The 23,887-nt window shown below is 62.3% G+C and carries 20 protein-coding genes; 5 read left to right on the forward strand and 15 right to left on the reverse strand.

What is annotated here, in order from left to right:
• Nucleotides 1-45: 45 nt before the first annotated feature.
• Together AC1RKJ_RS21145 and AC1RKJ_RS21150 are read left to right on the forward strand one after the other, a co-directional pair.
• Nucleotides 46-1,341 carry an O-acetylhomoserine aminocarboxypropyltransferase gene (locus AC1RKJ_RS21145; RefSeq protein ID WP_492793085.1) on the forward strand — a complete coding sequence of 432 codons (1,296 nt, stop codon included), beginning with the start codon at nucleotides 46-48 and terminating at the stop codon, nucleotides 1,339-1,341.
• Nucleotides 1,342-1,344: 3 nt separating this feature from the next.
• On the forward strand, nucleotides 1,345-2,151 hold the full coding sequence (locus AC1RKJ_RS21150; RefSeq protein ID WP_492793086.1) for an alpha/beta fold hydrolase: 807 nt from the start codon (nucleotides 1,345-1,347) through the stop codon (nucleotides 2,149-2,151).
• Between the two features lie 25 nt (nucleotides 2,152-2,176).
• On the opposite strand, the gene AC1RKJ_RS21155 is transcribed toward AC1RKJ_RS21150, so the two are convergent.
• From AC1RKJ_RS21155 to AC1RKJ_RS21185, 7 genes are all read right to left on the reverse strand, one after another.
• Entirely contained in the window at nucleotides 2,177-3,436 is a 1,260-nt protein-coding gene (locus tag AC1RKJ_RS21155) for a Glu/Leu/Phe/Val family dehydrogenase (protein ID WP_492793087.1), read from the reverse strand.
• Between the two features lie 102 nt (nucleotides 3,437-3,538).
• A complete protein-coding gene (locus AC1RKJ_RS21160) occupies nucleotides 3,539-4,246 on the reverse strand; it encodes an ABC transporter ATP-binding protein (protein WP_492793088.1) in 708 nt (235 codons plus the stop codon).
• Nucleotides 4,236-4,970, reverse strand: coding sequence for an ABC transporter ATP-binding protein (locus tag AC1RKJ_RS21165; RefSeq protein ID WP_492793089.1), 735 nt, complete (start codon nucleotides 4,968-4,970; stop codon nucleotides 4,236-4,238). The genes AC1RKJ_RS21160 and AC1RKJ_RS21165 overlap by 11 nt, the downstream gene beginning before the upstream one ends.
• Nucleotides 4,967-5,974 (reverse strand): branched-chain amino acid ABC transporter permease, encoded by a 1,008-nt coding sequence (locus AC1RKJ_RS21170; RefSeq protein WP_492793090.1) that lies wholly within the window; start codon nucleotides 5,972-5,974, stop codon nucleotides 4,967-4,969. The genes AC1RKJ_RS21165 and AC1RKJ_RS21170 overlap by 4 nt, the downstream gene beginning before the upstream one ends.
• Nucleotides 5,974-6,852, reverse strand: coding sequence for a branched-chain amino acid ABC transporter permease (locus AC1RKJ_RS21175; protein ID WP_492793091.1), 879 nt, complete (start codon nucleotides 6,850-6,852; stop codon nucleotides 5,974-5,976). The genes AC1RKJ_RS21170 and AC1RKJ_RS21175 overlap by 1 nt, the downstream gene beginning before the upstream one ends.
• A gap of 109 nt (nucleotides 6,853-6,961) precedes the next feature.
• Nucleotides 6,962-8,212, reverse strand: coding sequence for an ABC transporter substrate-binding protein (locus AC1RKJ_RS21180; RefSeq protein ID WP_492793092.1), 1,251 nt, complete (start codon nucleotides 8,210-8,212; stop codon nucleotides 6,962-6,964).
• 65 nt (nucleotides 8,213-8,277) lie between these two features.
• A complete protein-coding gene (locus tag AC1RKJ_RS21185; protein WP_492793093.1) occupies nucleotides 8,278-9,102 on the reverse strand; it encodes a putative hydro-lyase in 825 nt (274 codons plus the stop codon).
• A gap of 112 nt (nucleotides 9,103-9,214) precedes the next feature.
• On the opposite strand from AC1RKJ_RS21185, the gene AC1RKJ_RS21190 reads away from it, so the two are divergent.
• The gene (locus AC1RKJ_RS21190) at nucleotides 9,215-10,177 is read left to right on the forward strand and encodes a LysR family transcriptional regulator (RefSeq protein ID WP_492793094.1); all 963 of its coding nucleotides are present in this window, start codon (nucleotides 9,215-9,217) and stop codon (nucleotides 10,175-10,177) included.
• On the opposite strand, the gene AC1RKJ_RS21195 is transcribed toward AC1RKJ_RS21190, so the two are convergent.
• Nucleotides 10,131-10,385, reverse strand: coding sequence for a DUF6894 family protein (locus AC1RKJ_RS21195; protein WP_492793095.1), 255 nt, complete (start codon nucleotides 10,383-10,385; stop codon nucleotides 10,131-10,133). The two genes, AC1RKJ_RS21190 and AC1RKJ_RS21195, sit on opposite strands and share 47 nt — an antisense overlap.
• Before the next feature lie 123 nt (nucleotides 10,386-10,508).
• Here AC1RKJ_RS21195 and AC1RKJ_RS21200 point away from each other — a divergent pair, with 123 nt between their 5' ends.
• A complete protein-coding gene (locus AC1RKJ_RS21200) occupies nucleotides 10,509-11,267 on the forward strand; it encodes a sulfite exporter TauE/SafE family protein (RefSeq protein WP_492793096.1) in 759 nt (252 codons plus the stop codon).
• Here AC1RKJ_RS21200 and AC1RKJ_RS21205 read toward each other — a convergent pair.
• The 7 genes from AC1RKJ_RS21205 to AC1RKJ_RS21235 all read right to left on the reverse strand — a co-directional run bounded on the left by AC1RKJ_RS21205 (nucleotide 11,264) and on the right by AC1RKJ_RS21235 (nucleotide 21,534).
• Nucleotides 11,264-12,103 (reverse strand): aldo/keto reductase, encoded by an 840-nt coding sequence (locus AC1RKJ_RS21205; protein ID WP_492793097.1) that lies wholly within the window; start codon nucleotides 12,101-12,103, stop codon nucleotides 11,264-11,266. The genes AC1RKJ_RS21200 and AC1RKJ_RS21205 overlap by 4 nt on opposite strands.
• Before the next feature lie 15 nt (nucleotides 12,104-12,118).
• Nucleotides 12,119-13,222, reverse strand: coding sequence for a lipocalin-like domain-containing protein (locus AC1RKJ_RS21210; protein WP_492793098.1), 1,104 nt, complete (start codon nucleotides 13,220-13,222; stop codon nucleotides 12,119-12,121).
• Entirely contained in the window at nucleotides 13,212-15,689 is a 2,478-nt protein-coding gene (locus AC1RKJ_RS21215; RefSeq protein ID WP_492793100.1) for an ABC transporter permease, read from the reverse strand. The genes AC1RKJ_RS21210 and AC1RKJ_RS21215 overlap by 11 nt, the downstream gene beginning before the upstream one ends.
• A complete protein-coding gene (locus tag AC1RKJ_RS21220) occupies nucleotides 15,686-16,354 on the reverse strand; it encodes an ABC transporter ATP-binding protein (protein WP_492793101.1) in 669 nt (222 codons plus the stop codon). Before AC1RKJ_RS21220 ends, AC1RKJ_RS21215 begins: the two co-directional genes overlap by 4 nt.
• 178 nt (nucleotides 16,355-16,532) lie before the next feature.
• The gene (locus tag AC1RKJ_RS21225) at nucleotides 16,533-19,619 is read right to left on the reverse strand and encodes a MexW/MexI family multidrug efflux RND transporter permease subunit (protein WP_492793102.1); all 3,087 of its coding nucleotides are present in this window, start codon (nucleotides 19,617-19,619) and stop codon (nucleotides 16,533-16,535) included.
• A 21-nt stretch (nucleotides 19,620-19,640) separates the two neighbouring features.
• Entirely contained in the window at nucleotides 19,641-20,831 is a 1,191-nt protein-coding gene (locus tag AC1RKJ_RS21230) for an efflux RND transporter periplasmic adaptor subunit (protein ID WP_492793103.1), read from the reverse strand.
• A gap of 1 nt (nucleotide 20,832) precedes the next feature.
• Complete coding sequence (locus tag AC1RKJ_RS21235) at nucleotides 20,833-21,534, reverse strand: TetR/AcrR family transcriptional regulator (RefSeq protein WP_492793249.1); 702 nt, start codon at nucleotides 21,532-21,534, stop codon at nucleotides 20,833-20,835.
• A 309-nt stretch (nucleotides 21,535-21,843) separates the two neighbouring features.
• Here AC1RKJ_RS21235 and AC1RKJ_RS21240 point away from each other — a divergent pair, with 309 nt between their 5' ends.
• Nucleotides 21,844-23,859, forward strand: a complete 2,016-nt coding sequence (locus AC1RKJ_RS21240; protein WP_492793104.1) for a TRAP transporter permease — start codon at nucleotides 21,844-21,846, stop codon at nucleotides 23,857-23,859.
• The last annotated feature ends 28 nt before the right edge of the window (nucleotides 23,860-23,887 follow it).

Raw genomic sequence — 23,887 nt, forward strand, 5'->3', positions numbered from 1 at the left:
CAGTTTCGCGTGAAAGATACCTCACCCGACAACCAGGGACGATAAATGGCCGCGCCAAAACCTCCTGCGTTCGACACGCTCAGCCTTCATGCGGGCCAGCATCCAGACCCCGTGACAGGCTCGCGCGCGGTTCCGATTCACCAGACGACGTCCTACGTGTTTCAGGATGCCGATCACGCCGCGGCGCTGTTCAATCTGGAGCGCGCCGGTCACATCTACACGCGCATATCAAATCCGACGACGGCGGTGCTGGAAGAACGTCTGGCGGCGCTGGAAAACGGCGTCGGCGCGGTCTGCACCGCGAGCGGCATGGCCGCGCTGCATCTGGCGATCGCGACGCTGTGTGACGCCGGGGATCATATCGTCGCCTCGGCCTCGCTTTACGGCGGCAGCATCAACATCCTGACCCACACGCTGCCGCGGTTCGGGATCACCACCACCTTCGTCAAGCCGCGCGACCTCGATGGCATCCGCGCCGCGATCAAACCGAACACCAAGCTCGTGATCGGCGAAACCATCGGCAATCCCGGCCTCGAAGTGCTGGATATTCCAGTCGTTGCGAAGATCGCGCATGACGCCGGCATTCCGCTGCTGATCGACAATACGTTTGCGACGCCCTATCTCGCACGTCCGATCGAGATGGGTGCCGACATCGTCATGAACTCGATCACCAAATGGATCGGCGGCCACGGCATTGCTATTGGCGGCGTCATTGTCGATGGCGGACATTTCGACTGGGAGAAGTCCGGCAAGTTTCCGACGCTGACCACGCCCTATGCCGGCTATCACGGCATCGTCTTCGCCGAAGAGTTCGGGCCGCAGGCATTCATCATGCGCGCCCGCGCTGAGGGCCTGCGCGATTTCGGCGCGTGCATCTCGCCGACCAACGCATTCCAGATTTTGCAGGGCGTCGAGACCCTGCATGTGCGCATGCAGCGCCACGTCGAGAATGCATCCGCCGTTCTGGCCTTCCTCGCCGCGAACAAGGCCGTCGAGTGGGTGCTGCATCCTTCGCTCGACAATCACCCCGATCACGAACTGGCAAAAAAGCTGCTGCCGCGCGGCGCGGGCTCCATCATCACTTTTGGCATCAAGGGTGGACGCGACGCCGGGCGCAAGTTCATCGAAGCACTCAAGCTCGTGAGCCATGTCGCCAATGTCGGTGACGCCAAGACGCTGGTCATCCATCCTGCCTCGACCACGCATCAGCAGATGAACGCCGAACAATTGAAGATCGCAGGCATCGGCGAGGAACTGATCCGGTTGTCTATCGGCATCGAAGCCGCCGACGACATCATCGGCGACCTCGGCCAGGCGCTCCGCTTTTCTCAGAAGGCTTGAGACATGATCCTGACTGTGGACGGCGTTGAGACCTTTGCGACGACAGGCGGCAAGCCGCTCGATCCGAAATTGCCGCTGGTGGTGTTTCTGCACGGAGCAGGTTTCGATCACTCGATGTGGGCGCTGTTCAGCCGATGGTTCTCCCATCATGGCTACAGCGTGCTCGCGGTGGACCTGCCGGGACATGGAAAATCGAAGGGCAATCTGATTTCATCGATCCCCGGCATGGCGGACTGGACTGTCCGCCTTATCGAAGCAGCCGGCGCAAAGAAAGCGGGGCTTGTCGGACATTCGATGGGCTCGCTGATTGCGCTCGATGCCGCCGCGCGGCATCCGGACAAGGTCTCCGCATTGTCACTGATCGGCGTCGGCGGCGCGATGCCGGTGTCTCCCGATCTGCTCAATGCGGCGAAGGACAACAATCATGACGCCATCGACATGGTGTCGATCTGGGGCTTCGGTTTCGCCGCGGGCCTCGGCGGCTCGCAGGCGCCGGGCCTGTGGATGATGGGCGGTGGACAGCGCGTGCTGGAGCGCGACGCGCCGGGCGTGCTGTTCAACGATCTTGCGGCCTGCAACGACTACAAGGATGCGCTGACCGCTGCCGCGAAGGTGACCGCGCCGACGACGCTCATCCTCGGCGAGCGTGACATGATGACACCGCTGAAATCGGGCAAGCAACTCGCCGCTGCGATTGCTGGTTCAAGGCAAGTGGTGCTGCCCGGCGCGGGACACATGTTGACGGCCGAACGGCCCGATGATGTGCTCGCGGCGCTGGTCACATCGCACACACAAAAACAACCGGCCTAGAAGATCGGCCCGGCGCGCCGGTAGCTCAAGGAAACAGCCCGCGCACCGTCTTGGCCGCGCGGACCTTCTCGACGCCGATCGCCATCGCCGCCGTCCGGTGCGGCACCTTGTCCTGCCTGGCGCGCGCCACCATCTGGTCGAACGCGCGATCGAGAATCCGGTATTCGCGCTGCGTGACTTCTTCCTCTTCCCAGAACAACTGCTGCAAGTCCTGCACCCATTCGAAGTAGCTGACCACCACGCCGCCAGAATTGCACAAAATGTCGGGGATCACGAAAATCTCATCCTCCCGCTGCTCAAGCACGAGATCGGCGTCCGGCGTGGTCGGCCCGTTCGCCCCTTCCGCCAGCACGCGGCAACGGAGTTGCGCAGCCACCTCCGCATCGATCACCCGTTCGGTCGCAGCCGGCACCAGCACGTCGCACGGTAAAGTCAGCATCGCCTTGGGATCGCATTGCAGCTCACTGGAAAACCCGGCGATGCTGCCGTGCTTCCCGACATGCGCCGCCAGTGCTGCTACATCGAGTCCCTTCTTGTCGTGAATAGCACCGGTGTGATCGCTGACGGCGATTGTCTTGACTCCGAACTGCGCCAGTTCAAGTGCGGTGTATGAACCGACATTGCCGAAGCCCTGGATCACCGCGGTCGCCTCGCCGAAATTGATCGACTTCAGGCTGAGGACGCGCCGCGCGAGATAGGCAACGCCTCGTCCCGTCGCCTCGCGCCGGCCGAGCGTACCGCCGGTCGCGACAGGTTTCCCGGTGACGATTTCAGTCACCGTCTTGCCCTGGTACATGGAATACGTGTCCATGAACCATGCCATTACCTGCTCGTTGGTGCCCATATCCGGCGCCATCACATCCGTGTGCGGACCGACGAACGGAATCATCTCCTGCATGTAGCGCCGCGACAGACCCTCGAGCTCGGTGCGCGACAACGCCGACGGATCAACGTTGATGCCGCCCTTGGCGCCGCCATAAGGCAACCCGACCAGCGCGCATTTCCAGCTCATCCAGATCGCCAGCGCCGCCACCTCGCCGAGATCGACACTCGTTGCAAAGCGCGTGCCGCCCTTGGTCGGTCCCATTGTGAGATGATGCTGAACCCGATAGCCTTCAAATACCGCAATGGTGCCGTCGTCACGGTGGATCGGACAGGACACTGTCACTGACCGCTTCGGCATCAAAAGCCGCGCGCGCTCGTCGTGCGGGATCGACAGATGATCGGCGATCACGCCGAACTGCTTCGCCGCCATGTCAAAGACCGGACCGCTATACACTGTCACAGCATCTATCCTCGTTCGCACATTGATCGCATGTCATTGTGTTAATAAAACGGACGCTGCGCCGGAGACCGCCGCTTAGAAATTTTTCCGACTGCCGGTGCATTACATTCCGAGATAGATCCGCCGCACTTCGGGATTGGCCTTGATGTCAGAGGCTGGGCCGCTCATCACCACCTTGCCGGTTTGCAGCACATAGGCGCGGTCGGAAATCTCCAGACTTTCCGACAGCCGTTGCTCGACCAGCAGGATCGTCACGCCGTTGTCGCGGATCTGCTGAATGGCTGCAAAAATTTCATCCACAAGCTTGGGCATGATGCCCTGCGACGGCTCATCCAGCATCAGGAGGCGCGGCCGGGTCATCAGCGCGCGTGCAATCGCCAGCATCTGCTGTTCGCCGCCGGACAACGTCGCCGCGCGCTGGTTGAGACGCTCTTCCAGACGCGGAAACAGCTTGAACACGAATTCCAGCGGAGCGTCGCGATCCGGCGTGCCGCGGTGCAGATAACTGCCGAGCCGCAGATTGTCGGCGACGCTGAGACGAGGAAACAGGCGCTTGTTTTCCGGCACGAAGGCCAGTCCGCGCCCGGTGATCAGATGCGCCGGAATGGTGTCGATTCGTTCGCCGCCGAAGCTGACCGATCCGGATTTTGCCTTCTCCATGCCGGAGATGGATTTCAGCAGCGTCGATTTTCCCGCGCCGTTAGCGCCGGCGACAGTAACGATCTCGCCGGAATCGACCTGAATCGAAATATCGGAAATCGCGATCAATCCGCGATAGGCCGTGGTGAGGTTGGCGACATCAAGCAGCACGGTGACGATCCCCCAGATAGGCGGTGATCACCTTGTCGTCCCGCACGACCTCCTTCGGCAGTCCCTCCGCCAGCACCTTGCCAAGATGCAGCACCACGGCGCGGTCGACCAGCGGCATCACCACTTCCATGACGTGCTCGACCATCACCACGGTGACGCCGGTCTCCCTCACCTTGCGGATCAGATCGACGCCCGCCGCCGCTTCGCTCGGCGTAAGGCCCGTCAGCACCTCATCGAGCAGCAGCAGCTTCGGCTCGGTCGCCAGCGCTCGCGCCACTTCGAGGCGGCGCTTCTGCGGCGGCGTGAGATCCGCGGCCGACGAATCGGCATGAGACGCAAGCCCGACATATTCGAGAACATCGAGCGCCTTGGCGCGGGCCTGCAACACGCCGGGATAGCGCACGAACGCGCCGACGGTGACATTCTCGACCACCGACATGGAATCGAACGAACGCGGCACCTGATAGGTCCGCGCGATGCCGAGCTGACAGCGCTTCGCGGCCGGCAGCGGCGTAATGTCCTGGCCGTCGAATTCGATGACGCCGAACGACACCGGAAACGCGCCCGCGATCAGATTGAACAGCGTCGATTTGCCTGCGCCGTTCGGACCTATCAGCCCGAGAATTTCGCCGCGCTTGACATCGAGATCGATGGAATCGTTCGCCACCAGTCCGTCGAAACGACGGGTCACGCTGCGGCAACTGATGATCGGCTTGTCGGTCATGTCGTGGTCCCGCGCGCTGTCGGCGGCTTGATGATGCTGAGAATGCCTTCGGGGCGCGTCAATGAGACGATCATGATGAGACCGCCATAGATGACGAGATCAAGACCCGACCCGGCGCCGCCCAGATACGAGCGCGTCAATTCGGCCAGCGGAATCAGGATCAGCGCGCCGATCGCCGGTCCCCACAGCGAGCCGACACCGCCCAATACGGCAGGCAGCGCCATCAGCAGCGAAAAGCGGAAGTGCATCACGCTGTCAGGGTCGATGTAGGACACGAAGGCCGCGTAGAAGCCGCCGCCGACCGCGGTGAAGAAGGCGGAGATCGCCGCCGCCGCCATCTTGGAATGGAAGATCGTGACGCCGAGGCTTTCGGCGGCTTCGGAATTGTCCTTCACCGCGCGCCACCAATAGCCCCACTTCGATTCGACGATGGAGAACGTGACGAGCCAAGTGACGGCGAACAGACCGAGCGCGAAGTAAAAGTAAGGCGCCTTATCGCGGGCGAACTGCAAGGTCCACCATGAGTCCGGCGTGAACGGCCACTGAATGCCGAGCGCCGCCCCGGCGTAATCCCAGTTGTGAAACAGCAACAAGCCGATTTCTGCGATGACAATGGTCGCAATCGAAAAGTAATGTCCCTTGAGCCGGAAACACGGATAGCCAAGCGCCAGCGCGATGGCGGCTGCGATGATGCCGCCCGCGAGCAGACCGCCCCACGGGGTGATGCCGAACTTCACATAAAGAATGCTGGTGGCGTAAGCGCCAAGCCCGAAATACAGCGCGTGCCCCAGCGACACCTGCCCGCAATAGCCGCCGAGCAGATTCCAGCTCTGCGACAGCGCCGCGAACAGCAGCGTCAGGATCAGCACGTTCATCAGGTAGACGTCGGACACCATCCGCGGCACCAGCGCGATCGCCGCGAAGACCACGAACGCAATGACAAGCTGCCTCCTGCGGCCGGAAACGAACGACGTCATCGATGAGACCGCTGCGCTCTCCGCCATCACAACCTCCCGAACAGGCCGCTCGGCCTGACGAACAGCACCAGCAGATAGAGTGAATACACCCCGACGGATTTCAGCGACGCCGGCAGGATCAGCGTGGTCAGCGCCTCCACCAGTCCGACGATCACGCCGGCGACCAGCGCGCCGAAGATGCTGCCGAAGCCGCCGAGCGCCACGGTGACATAGGCTATCAGCGCGAAGGTGCCGCCGACCTGCGGATGGATGTAATAGAAGATCGCGAGCACTGCGCCCGCGATGCCGACCAGCGCCGCGCCAAGTCCCCAGCCGAGCGCGAACACGCGGTTGCGGTCGATGCCGACCAGGGCCACCGCGCCCTGGTCTTCGCGTGTCGCTTCAAGCGCCTTGCCGAAGTCCGTGCGCGTGATCAGCCAGTAGAGACCCGCGAACACCGCCAACGAGACCGCGCCGCCGAAAATCTGCGGCCACGGCAGGAACACCCCGCCCAGGTTGAGCGTCTTGCCGCCGAGCCATGTGTTGGCGATGTTGCGATAATCCGGCGTGAAGAAATACTGCGCGAGGCCCTGGATCAAGAGCGCAAGGCCGAAGGTCGCGAAGATCTGCACCATGCCGGGATTGGCCTTGGCGCGCATCGCGTAACGGATGATGCCCGCATAGACCGAAACGCCGAGCACGAACATCAGCGCCACAACGAGCGGCGCCAGCACGACGGGATCGAGCGCGGTCATGAACACCAACCCGAAGGTCGCGTACATCGCGAGCATCAGGAACTCGCCATGGGCGAAGTTCACCACGTCCATCAGACCGAAGATCAGCGACAGGCCGACCGCGATCAGCGCATAGATCAACCCCATCAAGAGGCCGCTTGCGATCACCTGAAGAAAGGCCTGTGTTGTCACCGGGAACAATCCATCCAGATAAACGGCCGCACGGCGGCGGTGCCGTCATACATTGCATTCGAACATTCGTAAAAAAGGCGCTGTCGCGAAGACAGCGCCTTGTCACGGATCAGCCGTTCATCGGCCATTTCGGTTCGGCGATCGCGGCCTGCTCCGGATACACCGTGACGAACTTGCCGCCGATATACTGCAACAGCACCGGATCGGCATCATCGTTCTGGCCTTCGGCGGTGAACTTGATGCGCTTCCACGGCATGATGGTTTTCTCGCCGGGCGTATCCGTGGCAGCGAGTGCCGCGCGGATTTTCTCGCCGTCGGTGGACTTGGCACGATCGATGGCGTCAGCCAGCACGAGAATCGAGGTCAACTGCCGCGAGGTGTTGTCGTTGAGGTCACGGTTGGCACGCGCCTTGAACATGTCGTTGACCTTGCCGACCGACGGACGCTTGGCGGCGAGATCGAGCGAGAAGCTGGCGCGTGAGATCATGCCATTGAGCTTGTCGGCCACCGCATCGAAGGTCGCCTTGTCGGCGAATCCCGCCGCCTGCGCCAGGATGTTGTTCGGCTTGTAGCCGAGCTCGTCCATGGTCTTCATCAGCAGGATGGAGTCTGTGGTGTAGCTAGATGGCAGCAGCACGTCGGGATTGGCGCTCTTGATCTGCTGCACTTCAGCCGTAAGCGATGGCGAAGAGGCGCGATACTTGATATCGACCGCAACCTTGTAACCGCGATCCTGCGCCAGCTTGCGCTGCACGTTGGAGGAGTCGGTCCCGAAGATCGTGTCCTCGAAGAACAATCCGACGCTGTCGATCTTCTTGCCCTTCTTTTTCAGTGCATCCATGAACTCGAACATCGCGAGCGAGAACATCTCGTCATGGGCTGCGGGACGGAAGAAGAATTTCAGACCGCGGCGATGCAGGCTCGGTGATGACGAATCGGCCGCAATATAGGGAATGCCGTAGCGCTCGCAGGACGCGCTGACCGTGGCCGACACCGACGAGTGGAATGCGCCGCAAATGGCGACGACCTTGTCCTGCGTGATCAGGCGCTCGGCTTCGGCACGGCCCTTCTGCGGATCGCCCTGATGGTCGGCGAACACCAGCTTGATCTTGGCATTGCCGAGGCCCGCCAGACCCGCATTCTTCGCGGTCGGGAGGTCGAGATCGTGCGAGCCGTTGACAATATCGGCCGCCGTTTCAAGAGCCGCTTTCGCGTCTGCTCCGACCTGCGCAGTTGGCCCGGTCATCGGCCAGATACAACCGATCAGGATTTCACCACCGGCCTGCGCGAAGGCGCGCGTCCCGACGGTTCCGGCCAATGACATTGCAACACCGGACAACAATACTTCGCGGCGATTCATCGACGATACTCCTGTGTTTGACGAAGCCTGTTGTCTGGCAAAGGCTTTGCGACTGGTTGACCAATTTACTGAATAGAAAATTCCGTATTGCGAGCGTCCGTCACCAGCATGTAGCCCGGCGCGTGGGTGATCGCGAAGGGCAGCCGCGATTGCAGGATGACCGATTGCGGTGTGACTCCGCACGCCCAAAATACCGGCACTTCATCGGGCCGAATGCTCACGGCATCGCCATAGTCGGGCTTGGAAATATCCTTGATCCCGATCAGTTCGGGCTTGTCGAAATGCACCGGCGCGCCGTGCACGGCCGGAAACCGCGTTGTGATCTGGATGGCCCGGATCGCTTCCGCCGGCTTGAACGGCCGCATCGAAACGACCAATGGACCGGCGAACGGTCCGGCCGACGCGCACGGCACATTGGTGCGATACATCGGGACGTTGCGCCCCTCTTCGATGTGGCGGATTTTCAAACCGTCGGCGACCAGCGCCTCTTCAAACGAGAACGAGCAGCCGATGACGAAGGCGACGAGATCGTCGCGCCAGTGCGCCATGATGTCGGTGGGTTCTTCCGAAAGCTCCCCGTCGCGCCAGACGCGGTAACGCGGCAGATCGGTGCGGATATCGAGATCGATGCCGAGCGCCGGAATGCGCGGATCGCCGACCTCGGACATGCCGATGATGGGACAAGGCTTGGGATTGAGCTGGCAAAAACGATGAAACGCCGACGCGAGCTTTTCGGGCACGATGGCGAGATTGCCCTGAACGAAGCCGGGGGCCACGCCCGCCGTGACGCCGACCTTGCCGGAACGATAAGCCAGCCGCGCATCCCGGCTCGGAAGCTGCGCACCACGGCTTTGAACGGTTGGAGACACCTGCTCGGCAGCAGACAGCATAAGACCACTCCGTTTCTCTTCAAAAAGAGTGGATCATTGCGCTACGATAAAGTCTAGTCGTGTTTTCTTATGAGAAACGATAAGCTGGACTAATGGGTGCGGGGTTACAGGCATGGTGGATTTCAAATCGCTCGAAACATTTCTCTGGGTGACAACGCTCGGCAGCTTCGGTGGCGCGGCGCGAAAGCTCAACACGACGCAGCCGGCGATCTCGCAACGCATCGCGCAGCTTGAAAGCGAGATCGGCGTCAAACTCCTGCAACGCGACAGCCGTGCCGTGACGCCGACGCCGAGCGGGCGGCAGATGATGCAATATGCCGAGAAGCTGATCGGCCTGCGGTCGGAAATGCTGGCCGCGGTGATGGATCGTTCGGCGATGCGCGGCGTGCTGCGCCTCGGAGTGTCCGAGACCATCGTTCATACGTGGCTGCCGCAACTGATCGAGCGGGTCGCGAGCGCCTATCCAAATCTGTCGCTGGAAATCGAAATCGATATCACGCCAAATCTGCGCGAGCGGCTTTTAGCGCAGGAGATAGATCTCGCTTTTTGTCTCGGGCCATGGTCGGCGTCGAACGTGCGTAACCGCGTGCTGTGCGATTATCCGAATTCGTTCGTCGCCAGCCCCTCTCTCGGGCTCGGAGCCGGTGTGCTGACGGTTCACGATCTCGCGCGGTTCGCGATCATCACCTTTTCGAGAAAGACTCAACCCTATGAGATCGTGCGTTCGCTGTTCAACCGGCCGGACCTGCCGCCGCCTCGCCTGCATGCGAGCGCTTCGCTCGCCACCGTCATCCGCATGGCGACGGACGGGATCGGCGTCGCTGTCATCCCCACGGCGATCGTGGAGCGCGAACTGGCGGAAGGCCAGCTCCGTCTCCTGACGACGGATTTGCAGGTACCGACCCTGACATTCGCCGCAAGCTGGCTGGCCTCGCCGGACACGCTGGCCGTCGAGCTTGTCGCCGATATTGCCGTCAGGCTCGCGCAGGGCGAGGACGCCCCGGCAATTCAAACCCGCACACCCGTCGTCAGTGCCGCGAAGGCGGGTCGTCAGGAATCTCGATCGCCTCGGTGAAGGGGAATTCGAGCACGATCTCGCCGGCCGCGTCCGTGACCTCCAGCGATGCCGCCAGAAGGCCCGGCTCCTTACCCTCTTCCTGCAAGATCTGCCGGATGGTCGCGCGCGCCACGCGCCAGGCGTGATCGGGATCGCGCAATTCGGCGCCCTCGGGGTCAGGAATCAGCGTCTCGCCGATGCGGGTATTGAAGAAGTAACGCGGCATGACCGCAAGCTAAGGTCGCTATCGCAAACCCACAAGGGCAGCCTGCATTTCTGTACCGCGATATCGGTTGATCTTGGTGTGCCTTCTAAGGCCTAAGTGGAACGTATCTGACGGAATCATGACGTGCACGCGATCATCACCGAACCGCTGTTCTATTTTGTCGCCATTCCCGCGGTAATCCTGCTGGGTTTGTCGAAAGGCGGCTTCTCGGGCCTCGGCATCGCGTCCACGCCATTGCTGGCGCTGTATCTTCCACCGCTGGAAGCCGCCGCGCTGATCCTGCCGATCCTGATCACGCAGGACATCATTTCGGTCTACGTCTACCGGCGCCACTGGGACGCTTGGAACCTGAAAGTCATGCTGCCCGGCGCTGTCGCCGGCATGGCGCTCGGCTGGCTGCTGGCCTCGTATCTGTCCGATGCTTTCGTCCGCATCGTCATCGGCTTCATCGGGCTGGCCTTCGTCGCCAATACATGGATTCACCGCGACCGGATCGAACCCCAAGCCGCGACGGCCGCCAGCGGCATGTTCTGGGGCAGCATCTCGGGATTCACGTCATTCATGACACAGGGCGGCGGGCCGCCGTTTCAGGTGCATGTGCTGCCGCAGCGGTTGCCGAAGCTGGTGCTGGTCGGCACCACCACGATCTTTTTCGCGATCGTCAACGTCCTGAAAATCGGCCCCTACTTCCTGCTGGCGCAGTTCAGCGCCAAGAACTTTGCGACGTCGCTGCTCCTGGTGCCGATTGCGGTGCTGGCGAATTTCGCAGGCATCTGGCTGGTCCGCATCACGCCGACCGGATTATTCTACAATATCGCTTACGTGCTTTTGTTCGCCATCTCCCTGCTGCTGCTCTGGCAGGGAGTAGCGGAAATCATCTAGATCATCGGCAGGCTGCGCGGCTCGCGGCCCAGCGCAAACGCCTTGTCGAGCGCGGCGATCTCGCTCTCGGTCAGGATCAATACGCCCGCACCCGCGTTGTCCGCGGCATGACCCGGCGACGAGGCCTTGGGAATCGCGAACACCGACGACCATCGCGTGAGAAAACCAAGCGCTACCTGACGCGGCGTCGCACCGTGCCGTGACGCAATCTCCTGCAAGACCTTGCCTCCTGCCGACTGCGCGTCGGGAAAGTCGTCATGGCCGAACGGCGAATAGGCGACGACTGCGACGCCGTGCGCCTCGCACCATGGAATGACGGAGTGCTCAATGGCCCGTTCGTTCAGATGATAAAGCACCTGATTGCAGGCGATGCGCCCTTCCCCCGCCACATCCACCATCTCGGCAAGATCGGACGCATCGAAATTGCTGACGCCCCACGACAGAATCTTTCCGGCGCTGACAAGTTCGTCGAACGCAGCAACGGTTTCCTCCAGCGGATATTGGCCGCGCCAATGCAGGAGATAGCAGTCGAGCCGGTCCGTCTTCAGCCGCTTCAGCGAACGGTCGCAGGCCTGCACGGTCCCTTTGCGCGAAGCATTGCTTGGCAGCACCTTCGAGACAAGAAACACCTCGTCGCGGCGGCCGTTCATCGCTTCAGCCACTACCAGCTCCGCGTCGTCGTACATCTCGGCGGTGTCGATATGCGTCATGCCGGCATCGAGACCGCTGCGAAGCGCGGCCACCGACGCCGCGCGGTCGCCGCGGTCGATGTACCAGGTACCCTGTCCGATCATCGCGACCCGCGGTCCGTTGTTGCCGAATGCTTTCTGCTTCATGCCGATTGCGCCTTTTCAATAACCTGTCATTTCAAGATAGCCCGCGCCACTCGTCCGGCTGTCGTTCAGCATGCCCCGAAAGCCGATCGGCCCTTCCCAATAAGCGAACCGCGTGCCCATCCAGCTTCTGGCATTCAGCGGCACGGTTTCGATCTTCAAATTGCGATCCGGGATTGCGATGGTCCACGACGTCGGAAGCTTGCGATCCTCGATGTCGGTGAAGCCGGTCGGCGTCATGATGATCCCGTTCCCCGCGAGAACCTCCGAGCGCCCCGTACGATCAATCCAGTTACCGGCGAAATAGTTCCTGCCATCCTTCTGGCGCAGACGGAACAGCATCACCTTCTCGCCGGATTCCAGATGCAGCGAGAACCAGTCCCATCCGGTCTGGTCGGAAGCCAAGGGCTGGCTGCTCCATTCGCGGTCCATCCATGCGCGGCCTGTGACCGCAACCTGCGCGTCGCCCAGCGTGATCGAGCCGGAAGCTTCATAGTAGGGCTGGCTGAAATAGTATGATGCCTGCCCGCGTTCGGATTTCTTGCTGTACCCGCCGTCGCCTTGCAGCACCAGCGGGCGATCCGCCTTGAGCGTGAGAGCGTAACTGAAGTCCCTGCCCGACGCCGAGACGGCAAGCGGCGCGGCATCCCGCGCCGAGAATGGATCGCGCCCGCGCATCTCCCACGAATCGATCCACGCGCGAAACGGCTCGGCGTCAGCGCCCGCCTGTCCCACGCCGCCGCGCGCGAATTTTTCGGCGTAACGATGGGTCTGCGCATTGGTGACGGCGGCGTGCCCCATCCAGATTTGCTGATTGGCCCAGCCATCCAGCTGCACACCCGGCGCTGACGCCGACCGGAACAGCGTCCATTGCGCACCCCACTCCGTGCCGGTGGCATCGCGCAGGTTCGCGGTGAGATACCACCACTCGATGCGGTAGTCCGGATGCGGGCCATGGTCGCGCGGAAACTCCAGCACCTTGCCCGGCACGACCGGCGCGAACCCCTCACTCTCGCCGCCCAATCCCGCAAAACCCTGCGCACGCGCAAGCCCACTGCCGAACATTGCGAGCAAACTGCCGCCGATAAATGCGCGGCGGCTGGTGCGGAGATCAGCGCTCATTGGCAAATATCTTCACAAGGGCGGCCGGTTGCAGCCGCATCAAGCGGAGGATCGGCAGACACGTCGCGAGCAGCGCGGCCAGCATCGCGATCACGAGCAATTCCAGAAGTTGCATCGGAAAGACATGGAACGGCAACCGCCAGCCGAACGCCTTCACGTTCACCACCGCAACCAGACACCACGCCACCAGCAATCCCAGCGGCAGCGCCAGCAGCGCGGTGATGAATGCAACCGACATGGTCTTCAGCAGTTCGATCCCGGCCAGCCGCCGCCGCGTCAGACCAAGCGCCCACAACGGCGCGAGCTGCGGCAACCGGCTGTTGCTCAGTGTGAGGAGACTTGTCAGCAACGCGACACCAGCGACGCCGAGTGTAAAAGCGTTCAACGCAGAGGTCACCGAAAAGGTGCGGTTGAAGATGCGGGTGGACTCAGACTTTAATGTCGCCTGATCCAGTAACCGGCTGGAATCGAGTCCGAATTTGTCTCGCAGCGCCGCGACAAGCGCCGAAACTTTATCCGGAGCGACACGCAGCCCGAACCGCGTGCGCGCGATCTCCGGCCAGTGTCCGGCCAGCGCGTCGATGTCGATGCCCATCTGCCCCTTGGGATTGCCGTAGTCCGGATAGATGCCGGCGACCTTGATGGGCCATAATCCGCGGGGGGTTGGAATCCGCACCTCATCTTCGAGCTGAACTTTAAGACGCCGCGCAAGTTGCTCGCTGAACAGCGCGCCCTCGCCCGCGCGCACCTTGTCCCAGACGCCTGGCACCGATTCCAGCAGCGGCCAGCGTTCGCGGTAGGTTGCATGATCCGCGAAGCCGAGCACTTCGACAGGCAGCGTGTCGAGCGTCACGTCGGTGCGCCACGCGGGCAGGATCGCATCGACTTCCGGCCGCTGACGCAGCCACGCCACAATCTCGGCCGCTTGCGCGTCGCTGGTCGCATTCAGGTAAATTTCCGCCGCAAGCCGGTCGTCGAGCCAGCTTGTGAACGTGCGCGAGAAGCTCTGCACCATGGTGCCGACGCCGACATTAACGGCGAGCGCCAGCAGCAGCGCCATCAAGGCCAGCGACAGGCCCGGCAATTGCTGGCGGCTGTCGGCCCAGAACCATTTGACGACAGGCCGCACCGTGCCGCGCTGCCCGAGCCACAGCACCGCGCCGAGCAGCACCGGCAGCGCCAGCGCCGCCGCGAGCAGCAGTCCCGCCAGCACAAGGAAACCCGATGTGAGAGAATCTCCCAGATAGAGACATGCCGCCGCGACGAGCGCGACGACGAGCGCGAACGCGCCTTGCCGCATCAGCCAGCGTTGCTGCGATTGTTGCCAGGCATACGGCTGCGCCGCCGCAAGGATGGGAAGACGATAGACGCGATAAAGCCCGGCCGCGGCGGCGAGCAATGCGCCGAGAACGCTCATGCCCAATCCCGAAAGCCACCAGCTTGGCTTCAACGATAATTGGCCGGGAATTTGCGCGCCATAGAGTCCGCGCAGGCTCGCGGCCACATCGGGCAGCAAGAACGCCGCCACCACATACCCGCAGATCAGCCCGACAATGCCGGACAATAGCGCCAGCGACACCAACTCCGTGACCAGAACGACCGTGAGCGCCCGCGCCGACACGCCGCAGGCGCGCATCGTGCGCAGCATCGGCAATCGCTGTTCGAACGCCAGCCCGATGGCCGAATGCACAATGAACAAGCCGACCACGAACGACAGCAATCCGAACGCCGTGAGGTTCAAATGAAAGCTGGACGTGAGCCGTTCGAGATCGCTCGGTGCGCCCGCCTCCACGATCCGCAATTGATCGCCGACCACCTGGGCCAGCGGCGGTCGCTTGCCGCCATTCTGATCGCCCACAAGAAGCCGCGACACCTGATCCGGCGTTCTGAGAACGCGTTGCGCGACACCGATGTCCACCACCAGCACGCCCGGCGCGAGCGTGTCCTGCACCGCAAGTGGCGGCAGCGCCATGGCGTTGACCTGCGGCGCGGCGCCTTCAGCCAGCTTCATATCCGACAATGTCTCCGGCGCGACCAGCGTCTGCCCCGGCGGCATCAGAAATTTCTGCAAATCCGCCTGCCCAGATTCCATCTGCATGAAGCCCGGCGCAGCCCCCGCGCCCGCAGGCAGTGTGATCGGCTCGATGCCGAGCAGCCGGAACGAACGCCCGCCAATGACAATGCGCCCTTCCACCACCGGCGACACCGGCCAGTTGGCGCGGCGCAGATCGACGAACAATTGCTGAGCGAATGACGGGCCGTCGCGGCCGACCAGCATCGCGGTGTTGCCGCCGCCGAAGGTCGCCGCCGCGCGGTCGTAGCTGTTGCGCGCCTGGCTGTTCAGCGCCTGCACGCCACTCCAGAGTGCGGTTGCGGAAATCAATCCGATCAACAGGGTCGCGAGCTGCATCCGGTGCCGGGTCCAGTGGCTCAAGAGAGCACGAAGAATCCAGACCGGGCGCGTCATGTGATCCGTCCCGCGCTGAGATGAACCTGGCGGTCCAGCGTCGCGGCGAGGCGTGCGCTGTGGGTCACCATCAGAAAACTACAGCCGGTGCGCGCGACCAGATCGCGTGCCAGCGCCAGCACATCGTCGGCCGTCGTCTCGTCGAGATTTCCGGTAGGCTCGTCGGCAAGCAGCACAAGCGGCTTGATCGCCAGCGCGCGCCCGATGGCGACGCGCTGCTGCTGTCCGCCCGACAATTGCTCGGGATAGCGATCGAGCAGCGCGCCGAGCCCAAGCCGCTCGATCAGTTCGTCCTGCCACGTCGCATCGTAACGGCCTGCAATCCGCGCCTGAAACGCGAGGTTGTCGCCGATCTGCAGACTCGGAATGAGATTGAACTGCTGGAACACAAGGCCCAGCCGGTCGCGCCGCATGACGGCCCGGTCGCTGTCAGACAGATCGGACACCAGCCCGCCGTCGAGCCAGACCTCCCCGCCGTCGGCTTTGTCGAGGCCGGCGATCAGATGAAGCAGCGTGCTCTTGCCGCTGCCGGATTCACCGGTCAGCGCGACGCTCTCTCCGGCCGCAAGGGTCAGGTCAACGCCTCGCAAAACCGCAAGCCGCTCGTCCGACGTCCGGTAGGATTTGGTGAGGTTGCGAACCGTCAGCATGATCGTCGCGATCATACACGGAGCGGGTGGAGGCGTAAAACAACCCGCAACCGCGATGCGCCCCTTCTCCCCGTATGCGGGGAGAAGGTTGGGATGAGGGGCGAACCGGAGGCTCACAACAAAAGTTGCCCCTCACCCGGATTGCTGCGCAATCCGACCTCTCCCCGTAAAACGGGGAGAGGTAAGAGCGACGTCACGTCAAACTGAGTTCGTACTTCTCGATGTCCTTCGCGCGCTCGGAATCCGCCGACGCCCTGTGGTCGGTTGCGATTGCGGTGTAAACCGCCGGCAACACGAACAGCGTGAACAGCGTGCCGATCGACATGCCGGCCACGACCACAATGCCGATGGAGAACCGGCTTGCCGCGCCGGCACCGCTTGCCGTGAGCAACGGCAGCAGACCGGCGACCATCGCCGCAGTGGTCATCAGGATCGGCCGCAACCGCACCCGTGCGGATTGCTCGATCGCAGCCCGGCGATCCAGCCCTTCCTTGATCTGGAGTTCGTTGGCGAACTCCACCATCAGGATGCCGTGCTTGCTGATCAGGCCGATCAGCGTCACCAGGCCTACCTGGGTGTAGATGTTGATCGTCGCCAGCCCGAAGAACAGCGGAATCAACGCGCCCGAGATCGCCATCGGCACCGAGATCAGGATGACCAGCGGGTCGCGCAGACTTTCAAACTGCGCGGCCAGCACCAGGAAGATGATGATCAGCGCGAACACGAAGGTGACGGCGAGCTGGTTGCCTTCCTGCACGAACTGTCGCGAGTCGGCGAGATAATCGCGCGAGAAGCCAGCAGGCAACTGCTTGGCCTGGGTCTCGAGGAATTCGACCGCCTTGCCGACCGTCACGCCCGGCATCGGCACCGCCTGGAACGTCGCCGAATTGAGCTGATTGAAATGCGTCAGCGCGTTCGGGTTGGTTTTCGTCTCGATGGTGACGATGGTCGACAGCGGCACCTGACGTCCGCCGGTTGTCGCGACATAGTACTTTTCGAGCGCTTCCGGCGACAGCCGGAGGCCGCGTGGCACCTGCGGGATCACCTGATAGGAGCGGCCCTCGAGATTGAAGCGGTTGACGTAGTTGCCGCCCAGCAGCGTCGCCAGCGTGTTGCCGACGGCCTGCATGCTGATGCCCAGATCGTTGGCTTTCGACCTGTCGATTTTAACGGCAACCACCGGCTGGTTGAACGCGAGATCGCTGTCGGCCACGATGAACAGACCGCTTTCGCGCGCCGCCTTCTTGAGCTTGTCCATCTGCTCGAACACGGCCTGGAATCCGCTGGTGGTGCTGATGACCATCTGGATCGGCAAGCCGCCCGGCCCGCCCGGCAGCGGCGGCAAGTTGAACGCGAAGGCATTGACGCCCTCGATCTTGCTCAGTTCGCCCTGAACCAGCGGCTTCAATGCCAGCGACGACCGCTTGCGCTCATCCCACGGCTTCAGGATCATGCCCGCAATGCCGTTGGCCGGTCCGGTAATGCCGTTGATGATGAAGCGCAGATCGGTTTCCGGGAAACTCGCAAACGCCTTGTCGAGCTTCTCGCCATAGAAGTTGGCATAGTCGATGTTGGCGTATTGCGGCGCCTTCGTCACCGAGAACAGAATGCCCTGATCTTCTTCCGGCGCCAGTTCCTTGTTGGTGTTCACGTACATGAAGCCGACGAGGAACAGGATCGTCACGGCGAAAATTCCCGTGAGCGGCCGATAGTCCAGCGAACGGTCGAGCTTGCGGCCGTACCAGTCGGTCACGCGGGAGAAGACCCGATCGACGGTCTTTGCGAAACGCCCCTGATTTTGGTGACCGCCCTTGAGCAGCACCGAACACATCATCGGCGATAGCGTGAGGGCGATGACGCCGGAGATGATCACCGCGCCCGCGAGCGTGAACGCGAATTCGCGGAACAGCGCGCCCGTCAATCCGCCGAGGAATCCGATCGGCGCATAGACCGCCGCGAGCGTGATGGTCATGGAAATGACCGGCCCCACGATCTCGCGCGCGCCGACCAGTGAGGCTTCGACGGGAGATTTGCCCTCCTCCAGATGCCGGTGAATGTTCTCCACCACCACGATGGCGTCGTCGACCACAAGTCCGATCGCGAGAACCATCGCCAACAGCGTCAGAAGATTGAGCGTGAAGCCCATCGACAGCATCAGGATGCACGCGCCCACCAGTGACAGCGGAATCGTGACCACGGGAATGATGACCGAACGGAACGAGGCCAGGAACAGGAAGATCACGACGACCACGATGACCACCGCTTCGACCAGCGTGTTGCGCACCTCATCGATCGACGACTGGATGAACTTGGTCGAATCGTAAGCCACGCGCATTTTCAGCGATGGCGGCAGATTGCGTTCCATTTCCGGGAACAGCCCGCGCACGCCCTGAACGATGTTGAGCGGGTTGCCTTGCGGGGTCGACTGCACGCCGATGAAGATCGCCTGCTGGCCGCTGAGCGACACGCTGGAATCGGTGCTCTGGGCGCCAAGCTCCACCACCGCGATGTCTTCAAGCCTGACGAAGCCGCCGTCCTTGGCCTTCACCGTCATGCGCTTGAACTGTTCGATGCTGGTCAGGTCGGTATTGGTCGTCACGTTGGAAACGATGAAATAGCCTTTGGACTGACCGGCAGCGGCCTGGAAGTTGTTGGCCCGGATCGCCGCTGCGACATCGTCGGGCGACACGTTGCGCCCGGCCATGCGGGCCGGATCGAGCCAAATGCGGGTGGCGAGAGTCTGCGCGCCGAGAATGTCGGCGGACGCGACGCCGTCCACCGTCGACAGGATCGGCTGCACCACGCGCGCGAGATAGTCGGAAATCTGCGGTCCGCTCAACTCGTCGCTGGCGAAGCCGAGATACATCACGGCCGTGGTCTGGCCGGTCGATTTGGTGATCACGGGGTCGTTGGATTCCCTCGGAATCAAATACCTGACCGAACTCACTTTCGAGCTGACTTCGGTCAGCGCCGAATTCGGATCGACGTTGAGCTTGATGTAAACCGAGATCGTGCTGGTGCCCTGCGTCGAGGACGACGTGATGTAATCGACGCCTTCCGCCGACGCCACCGCCTGCTCGATCGGCTGCGTGATGAAGCCCTGCATCAGGTCCGGCGACGCGCCCGGATAGGACGTCGTGATCGTAACCACGGTGTTCGACAGTTTCGGATACTGACGAATACCGAGGCTTGTCGCCGCCTTGAAGCCGATCAGCAGGATCAGCAGGCTGACGACAAGCGACAGCACCGGCCGCTTGATGAAGATATCGGTGAAGGCCATGAGCGGCGCTCCGTTATGAGATCAATTGCGCGGCGGCTGCGCGGGAACCGGCGGCGGCGGGTCCGACGAGATCGTGACGGCGGAGCCGGACTGGAGCTTGAGCTGTCCGACGGCAACGACACGATCGCCGGGCTTCAAACCGGTGGTGATGACGACCCGGCCGTGAATACGGGGGCCGGTCTTCACGAAAGTCCGGTCGGTCTTCAGCGAAGCCTTGCCGTCCGCGTCCTTAGTCTCCGTGATCAGCCAGACGGAATCGCCGTACAGCGTGTAGTCGACGGCCGTTTCGGGCACGGTGACCACCGCCGGCTTCGCCGGCAGTTCGACCGTCGTGGTCGCGAACATGCCCGGCTGGAGAACGCGGTCGGGGTTCGCCAGCGTTGCCTGAATACGGACGTTGCGCGTGTCGGCGCTGATCTGCGGTTCGATGGTGGTGATCTTGCCCTCGAACGTACGGCCCGGATAGGCGTCCACAACGATGCGAACCGTCTGGCCGACGTTCAGAACAGCACGGTCTTTTTCAGTCGCCGTGAAGTTCAGATAGAGCTGAGACAAATCGGTCAGCGAGACGATCTGCGTTCCGGCGCTCAGATATTGTCCGAGTTCGACCAGACGCACACCGAGGTCACCGTCAAACGGCGCCTTGATCCGCTTTTGCGAGATGACAGCTTCGGTCTTGGCGACCGCGGCGGCACCCTGGTCGTAGACAGCCTGCGCCTGATCGACCGTCGCCTGCGGACCGAACGATTTTGCGAGCAGCGCCTTGGCGCGATCGAGCGCCAGCTGAGCCGCAAGTGTCTGCGCCTTGAAGCTGGCCAGGTCGCTCTGGTCCGGCGCGTCGAAGATCTGAAGAAGCGGATCGCCCGCCTTCACTCGCGCGCCCGGCGTAAACAGGATTTCCGTCACGCGGCCGTTGACGTCGGTCGTGACGTTGACCTGATGGACCGCAGCGAGATCGCCGACGCCGGTCAGGAGATTCGGCAGCACTTCCGATTTGGCTTCAGCGACCGCGACATTGGTCGGAGGCGGCTTCATGTTCGCGAAGAACTGCGCGATCATGTGGCTGCGGAAGGCATTGAAGCCCCAGATGACACCGACCAGCAGCAGGCAACCGCCGCCGATGATGATCGTCCAGCGCCGCATCCGCACCGGCGCGCGCGGCTTCTCGCTTGGCGAAGGCGTTTGATGAGAGGGTGTGCTTTTGGCGTCCATGTTATGCACTTTCCGCAATTCGCGCACCCGCCTGGAATAGCGGTGGCGCGGTATCCAAATGTGAGACGATGGCCCGGCTTGTTACTCCGATTCCCCGCAGAATGAATTGGGTGATCTGGCGTTCGAAATCGGGGGCGTTGGGATAATTCAACGAGGGCGTCGCGGGGAGCCTTGTAAGGGCAATCATGTGAACAACCTGATGAGAAAACCAGAAAAGATTGAGCGGCTCTCCCTCGACCTGCGTGGCGTCTCCCGCAGCGATGGCGCGCTCAAGCGATGCACTGAAGATAGGTCCGATCAGATCGCCGATTTTTTCATACAGAAGGCGGGCGAACTCGCCGTCGTTCAACTGGCTTGAAATCACCAGCCTGATTCGCTGGGCTTCTTCCTGATCCGGCGTATCCGTGGCCCGCATGAAGTGCGTCACCATTTCGCGGATGAGAATCACCAGCGTCTCGGTCGACGGCGTCAACTCGCGCAGCCGCAGCAATTCCGGATCAGCCTCGCAGGCCTCCGCAAGAATTTCGGCATAGAGAGCGGCTTTAGTTGGGAAATGCTTGAACAGCAGCCCCTCGGAAATCGATGCCGCCTGCGCAACGCTCTTCGTCGTTGTCCCCGCATAGCCATACAGAGCGAAACAACGCTTGGCCGCTTCCAGGATTTGCTCCCGGCGGAGATCGCTTGTCAGTCTGAGGGTGCTCATCGGGCCGTGAGTAAACACTCACCTCGCGCCAAGTCAACCGATTTGCTGCATCGCAATGCTAAAATTGATGCACTTTTCGGGGATTGGCGAAGTTCGGCCCCGGGCCGGGTCCGGCGAATCCCACGCACTCTATAATGGCTCTCCGCGCAGGAACCGCTGAGACCACATGATGTTGATGGTGCCGTCTGCCACTAAGGAAGTCTTGCCTAAACCGCCCAAACCCGCCTCAATGCGCGACAACGAAACGGCCCCTGCTCCAACAGGAAGGCCGCAGTGACCCGCACCAATGGGTCAGGGGGAGAGCACAGCATGACGACCGTAAATCTGCCGCCGGCAGATGACCCTCAGGTCATTTCCGACGAGGCCTTGCGCAAGGCCGAAGAATTCATCGAAGCCGATGAGGGTGCAACCAACAGGCTCGGTGGCTGGGCGGGCCAGACGGTCACCTACATCGCTATCGCGATGAGTCTGTTTCATCTCTACGCGGCCTACGCGATCGTTCCGACACAGGAGCTTCGCTACACCCACGTCGCATTCACCCTGCTGCTCTCCTTCCTTTTGTTTCCGCTGGCGGCTCGCTTCCGCAACCGTGTGCGCTGGTGGGATATCATCCCAGGCCTGCTCGCGATCGCGACCATCGCCTACGCGCTGATGGGCGGCGACGACTTCACCGACCGCGCGACGACGCCCGACCGCTGGGATGTCATCGTCGGCATCATCTTCATCGTCCTCGTGCTGGAGGCGACGCGCCGCACCACCGGGCCGATCATGCCCGTGGTCGCCATCTTCTTCATCGCCTATGCGATGCTCGGCCCGCACCTCCCTGCCCCGTGGACCCATCGCGGCTACGACCTGTCGCGGCTGGTCGGCCATCTCTTCATTACGCTGGAGGGCATCTTCGGCGTCGCGGTCGATGTGTCGGCGACGCTCATCATCCTGTTTACGATCTTCGGCGCGTTTCTCCAGCAATCCGGCGCCGGCAAATTCTTCATCGACTTCTCTCTGGCGCTGATGGGCGGCAAGCCGAACAGCGCCGGACGCACCGTGGTGCTGTCGTCGTTCCTGCTCGGCGGCCCGTCCGGATCCGGCGTGGCGACGACAGTGATGATCGGCACCGTCGCCTATCCGATGATGAAGAAAGCCGGCTTCGAGAAGAACGCCGCCGGCGGACTTCTCGCCGCAGGTGGTCTCGGTGCGATCCTGTCCCCGCCGGTGCTCGGCGCGGCGGCCTTTCTGATCGCGGAGTTCCTCAAGATCAGCTACCTCGACGTGATCTGGATGGCGACCATCCCGACCTGTCTTTATTACCTGTCGCTGCTGTTCATGGTGGAGCTTGACGCCAAGAAATTCGACGCACGCGATGTCAGCTTCAAACCGGATCTTTCATTGGGCGAAATGACGAAGCGTTATGGCTTTCATTTCATCTCGCTCATCGCCGTCGTCATCTTCATGGTGATCGGCTATTCGCCGGCCTTGTCGGTGTTCTATGCGATCGTAACAACATTCCTGCTCAGTTTCCTGCGCAAGGATACGGCGCTGTTTCCGCCGAAGCTCAAACGCGCGCTGGCGGACGGCTCGATCGGTGCGCTGAATGCTGCGACCACCTGCGCCTCGGCCGGCATCGTCGTCGGTATCGTGACACTGACGGGCCTCGGTCTGAAATTCTCGTCGATCGTGATTTCGTATGCCGGCGGCAGCCTGCTGCTGACGGCGATCTACACCTCGCTGATCGTGTGGATCATCGGCCTCGCCGTTCCCGTCACGGCGTCCTACATCATCTGCGCGGTGATCGCCGCGCCTGCGCTGATCAAGCTCGGCGTGCCGGATTACGCCGCGCACATGTTCATCTTCTACTACGCGGTGCTTTCGGAAGTCTCGCCGCCGACGGCGCTCTCGCCATTCGCGGCGGCCGCCATCACCGGCGGCGACCCGTACAAAACGACGCTTCAATCGTGGAAATACACCCTGCCCGCGTTTCTTGTGCCGTTCGTGTTCGTGCTCGATCCGCAGGGCGTCGGACTGCTGCTCAACATTCCGAAGGGCGGCACGTGGATCGACATCGTCGAGATCAGCATCAAGACCACGTTCGGGCTGATGGCGCTGGCAGCTGCGGCGCAGGGCTGGGCGCTGCGGCGCACCACCACGATCGAACGCGGATTGCTCATCCTGTCGGGACTGTTGCTGGTGTTTCCAAGCCTGATCGAAGCGCTCATTGAAGCGGCGATTGGTCGCGACATCAGTTATACTTATGTACCCGGAATCCTTATCGGATTAGGGGTACTGTTGTGGCAGGCAAAAGGACCGGCACTTCAACGCCCGGCCTGACGATTAAAAACCAAGGGAGATAGTGACC

It is taken from the genome of Afipia sp. GW822-FHT04G07 (assembly GCF_058800765.1).

Excerpts from the sequence above, each read along its gene's own strand:
- AC1RKJ_RS21220 (WP_492793101.1), bottom strand. The coding sequence starts at position 16,354 with ATGATCGCGACGATCATGCTGACGGTTCGCAACCTCACCAAATCCTAC.
- AC1RKJ_RS21170 (WP_492793090.1), bottom strand. The coding sequence starts at position 5,974 with ATGGCGGAGAGCGCAGCGGTCTCATCGATGACGTCGTTCGTTTCCGGC.
- AC1RKJ_RS21210 (WP_492793098.1), bottom strand. The coding sequence starts at position 13,222 with ATGAGCGCTGATCTCCGCACCAGCCGCCGCGCATTTATCGGCGGCAGT.
- AC1RKJ_RS21230 (WP_492793103.1), bottom strand. The coding sequence starts at position 20,831 with ATGGACGCCAAAAGCACACCCTCTCATCAAACGCCTTCGCCAAGCGAG.
- AC1RKJ_RS21235 (WP_492793249.1), bottom strand. The coding sequence starts at position 21,534 with ATGAGCACCCTCAGACTGACAAGCGATCTCCGCCGGGAGCAAATCCTG.
- AC1RKJ_RS21145 (WP_492793085.1), top strand. The coding sequence starts at position 46 with ATGGCCGCGCCAAAACCTCCTGCGTTCGACACGCTCAGCCTTCATGCG.
- AC1RKJ_RS21205 (WP_492793097.1), bottom strand. The coding sequence starts at position 12,103 with ATGAAGCAGAAAGCATTCGGCAACAACGGACCGCGGGTCGCGATGATC.
- AC1RKJ_RS21240 (WP_492793104.1), top strand. The coding sequence starts at position 21,844 with ATGACGACCGTAAATCTGCCGCCGGCAGATGACCCTCAGGTCATTTCC.
- AC1RKJ_RS21215 (WP_492793100.1), bottom strand. The coding sequence starts at position 15,689 with ATGACGCGCCCGGTCTGGATTCTTCGTGCTCTCTTGAGCCACTGGACC.
- AC1RKJ_RS21190 (WP_492793094.1), top strand. The coding sequence starts at position 9,215 with ATGGTGGATTTCAAATCGCTCGAAACATTTCTCTGGGTGACAACGCTC.
- AC1RKJ_RS21195 (WP_492793095.1), bottom strand. The coding sequence starts at position 10,385 with ATGCCGCGTTACTTCTTCAATACCCGCATCGGCGAGACGCTGATTCCT.
- AC1RKJ_RS21150 (WP_492793086.1), top strand. The coding sequence starts at position 1,345 with ATGATCCTGACTGTGGACGGCGTTGAGACCTTTGCGACGACAGGCGGC.
- AC1RKJ_RS21165 (WP_492793089.1), bottom strand. The coding sequence starts at position 4,970 with ATGACCGACAAGCCGATCATCAGTTGCCGCAGCGTGACCCGTCGTTTC.
- AC1RKJ_RS21185 (WP_492793093.1), bottom strand. The coding sequence starts at position 9,102 with ATGCTGTCTGCTGCCGAGCAGGTGTCTCCAACCGTTCAAAGCCGTGGT.
- AC1RKJ_RS21225 (WP_492793102.1), bottom strand. The coding sequence starts at position 19,619 with ATGGCCTTCACCGATATCTTCATCAAGCGGCCGGTGCTGTCGCTTGTC.
- AC1RKJ_RS21180 (WP_492793092.1), bottom strand. The coding sequence starts at position 8,212 with ATGAATCGCCGCGAAGTATTGTTGTCCGGTGTTGCAATGTCATTGGCC.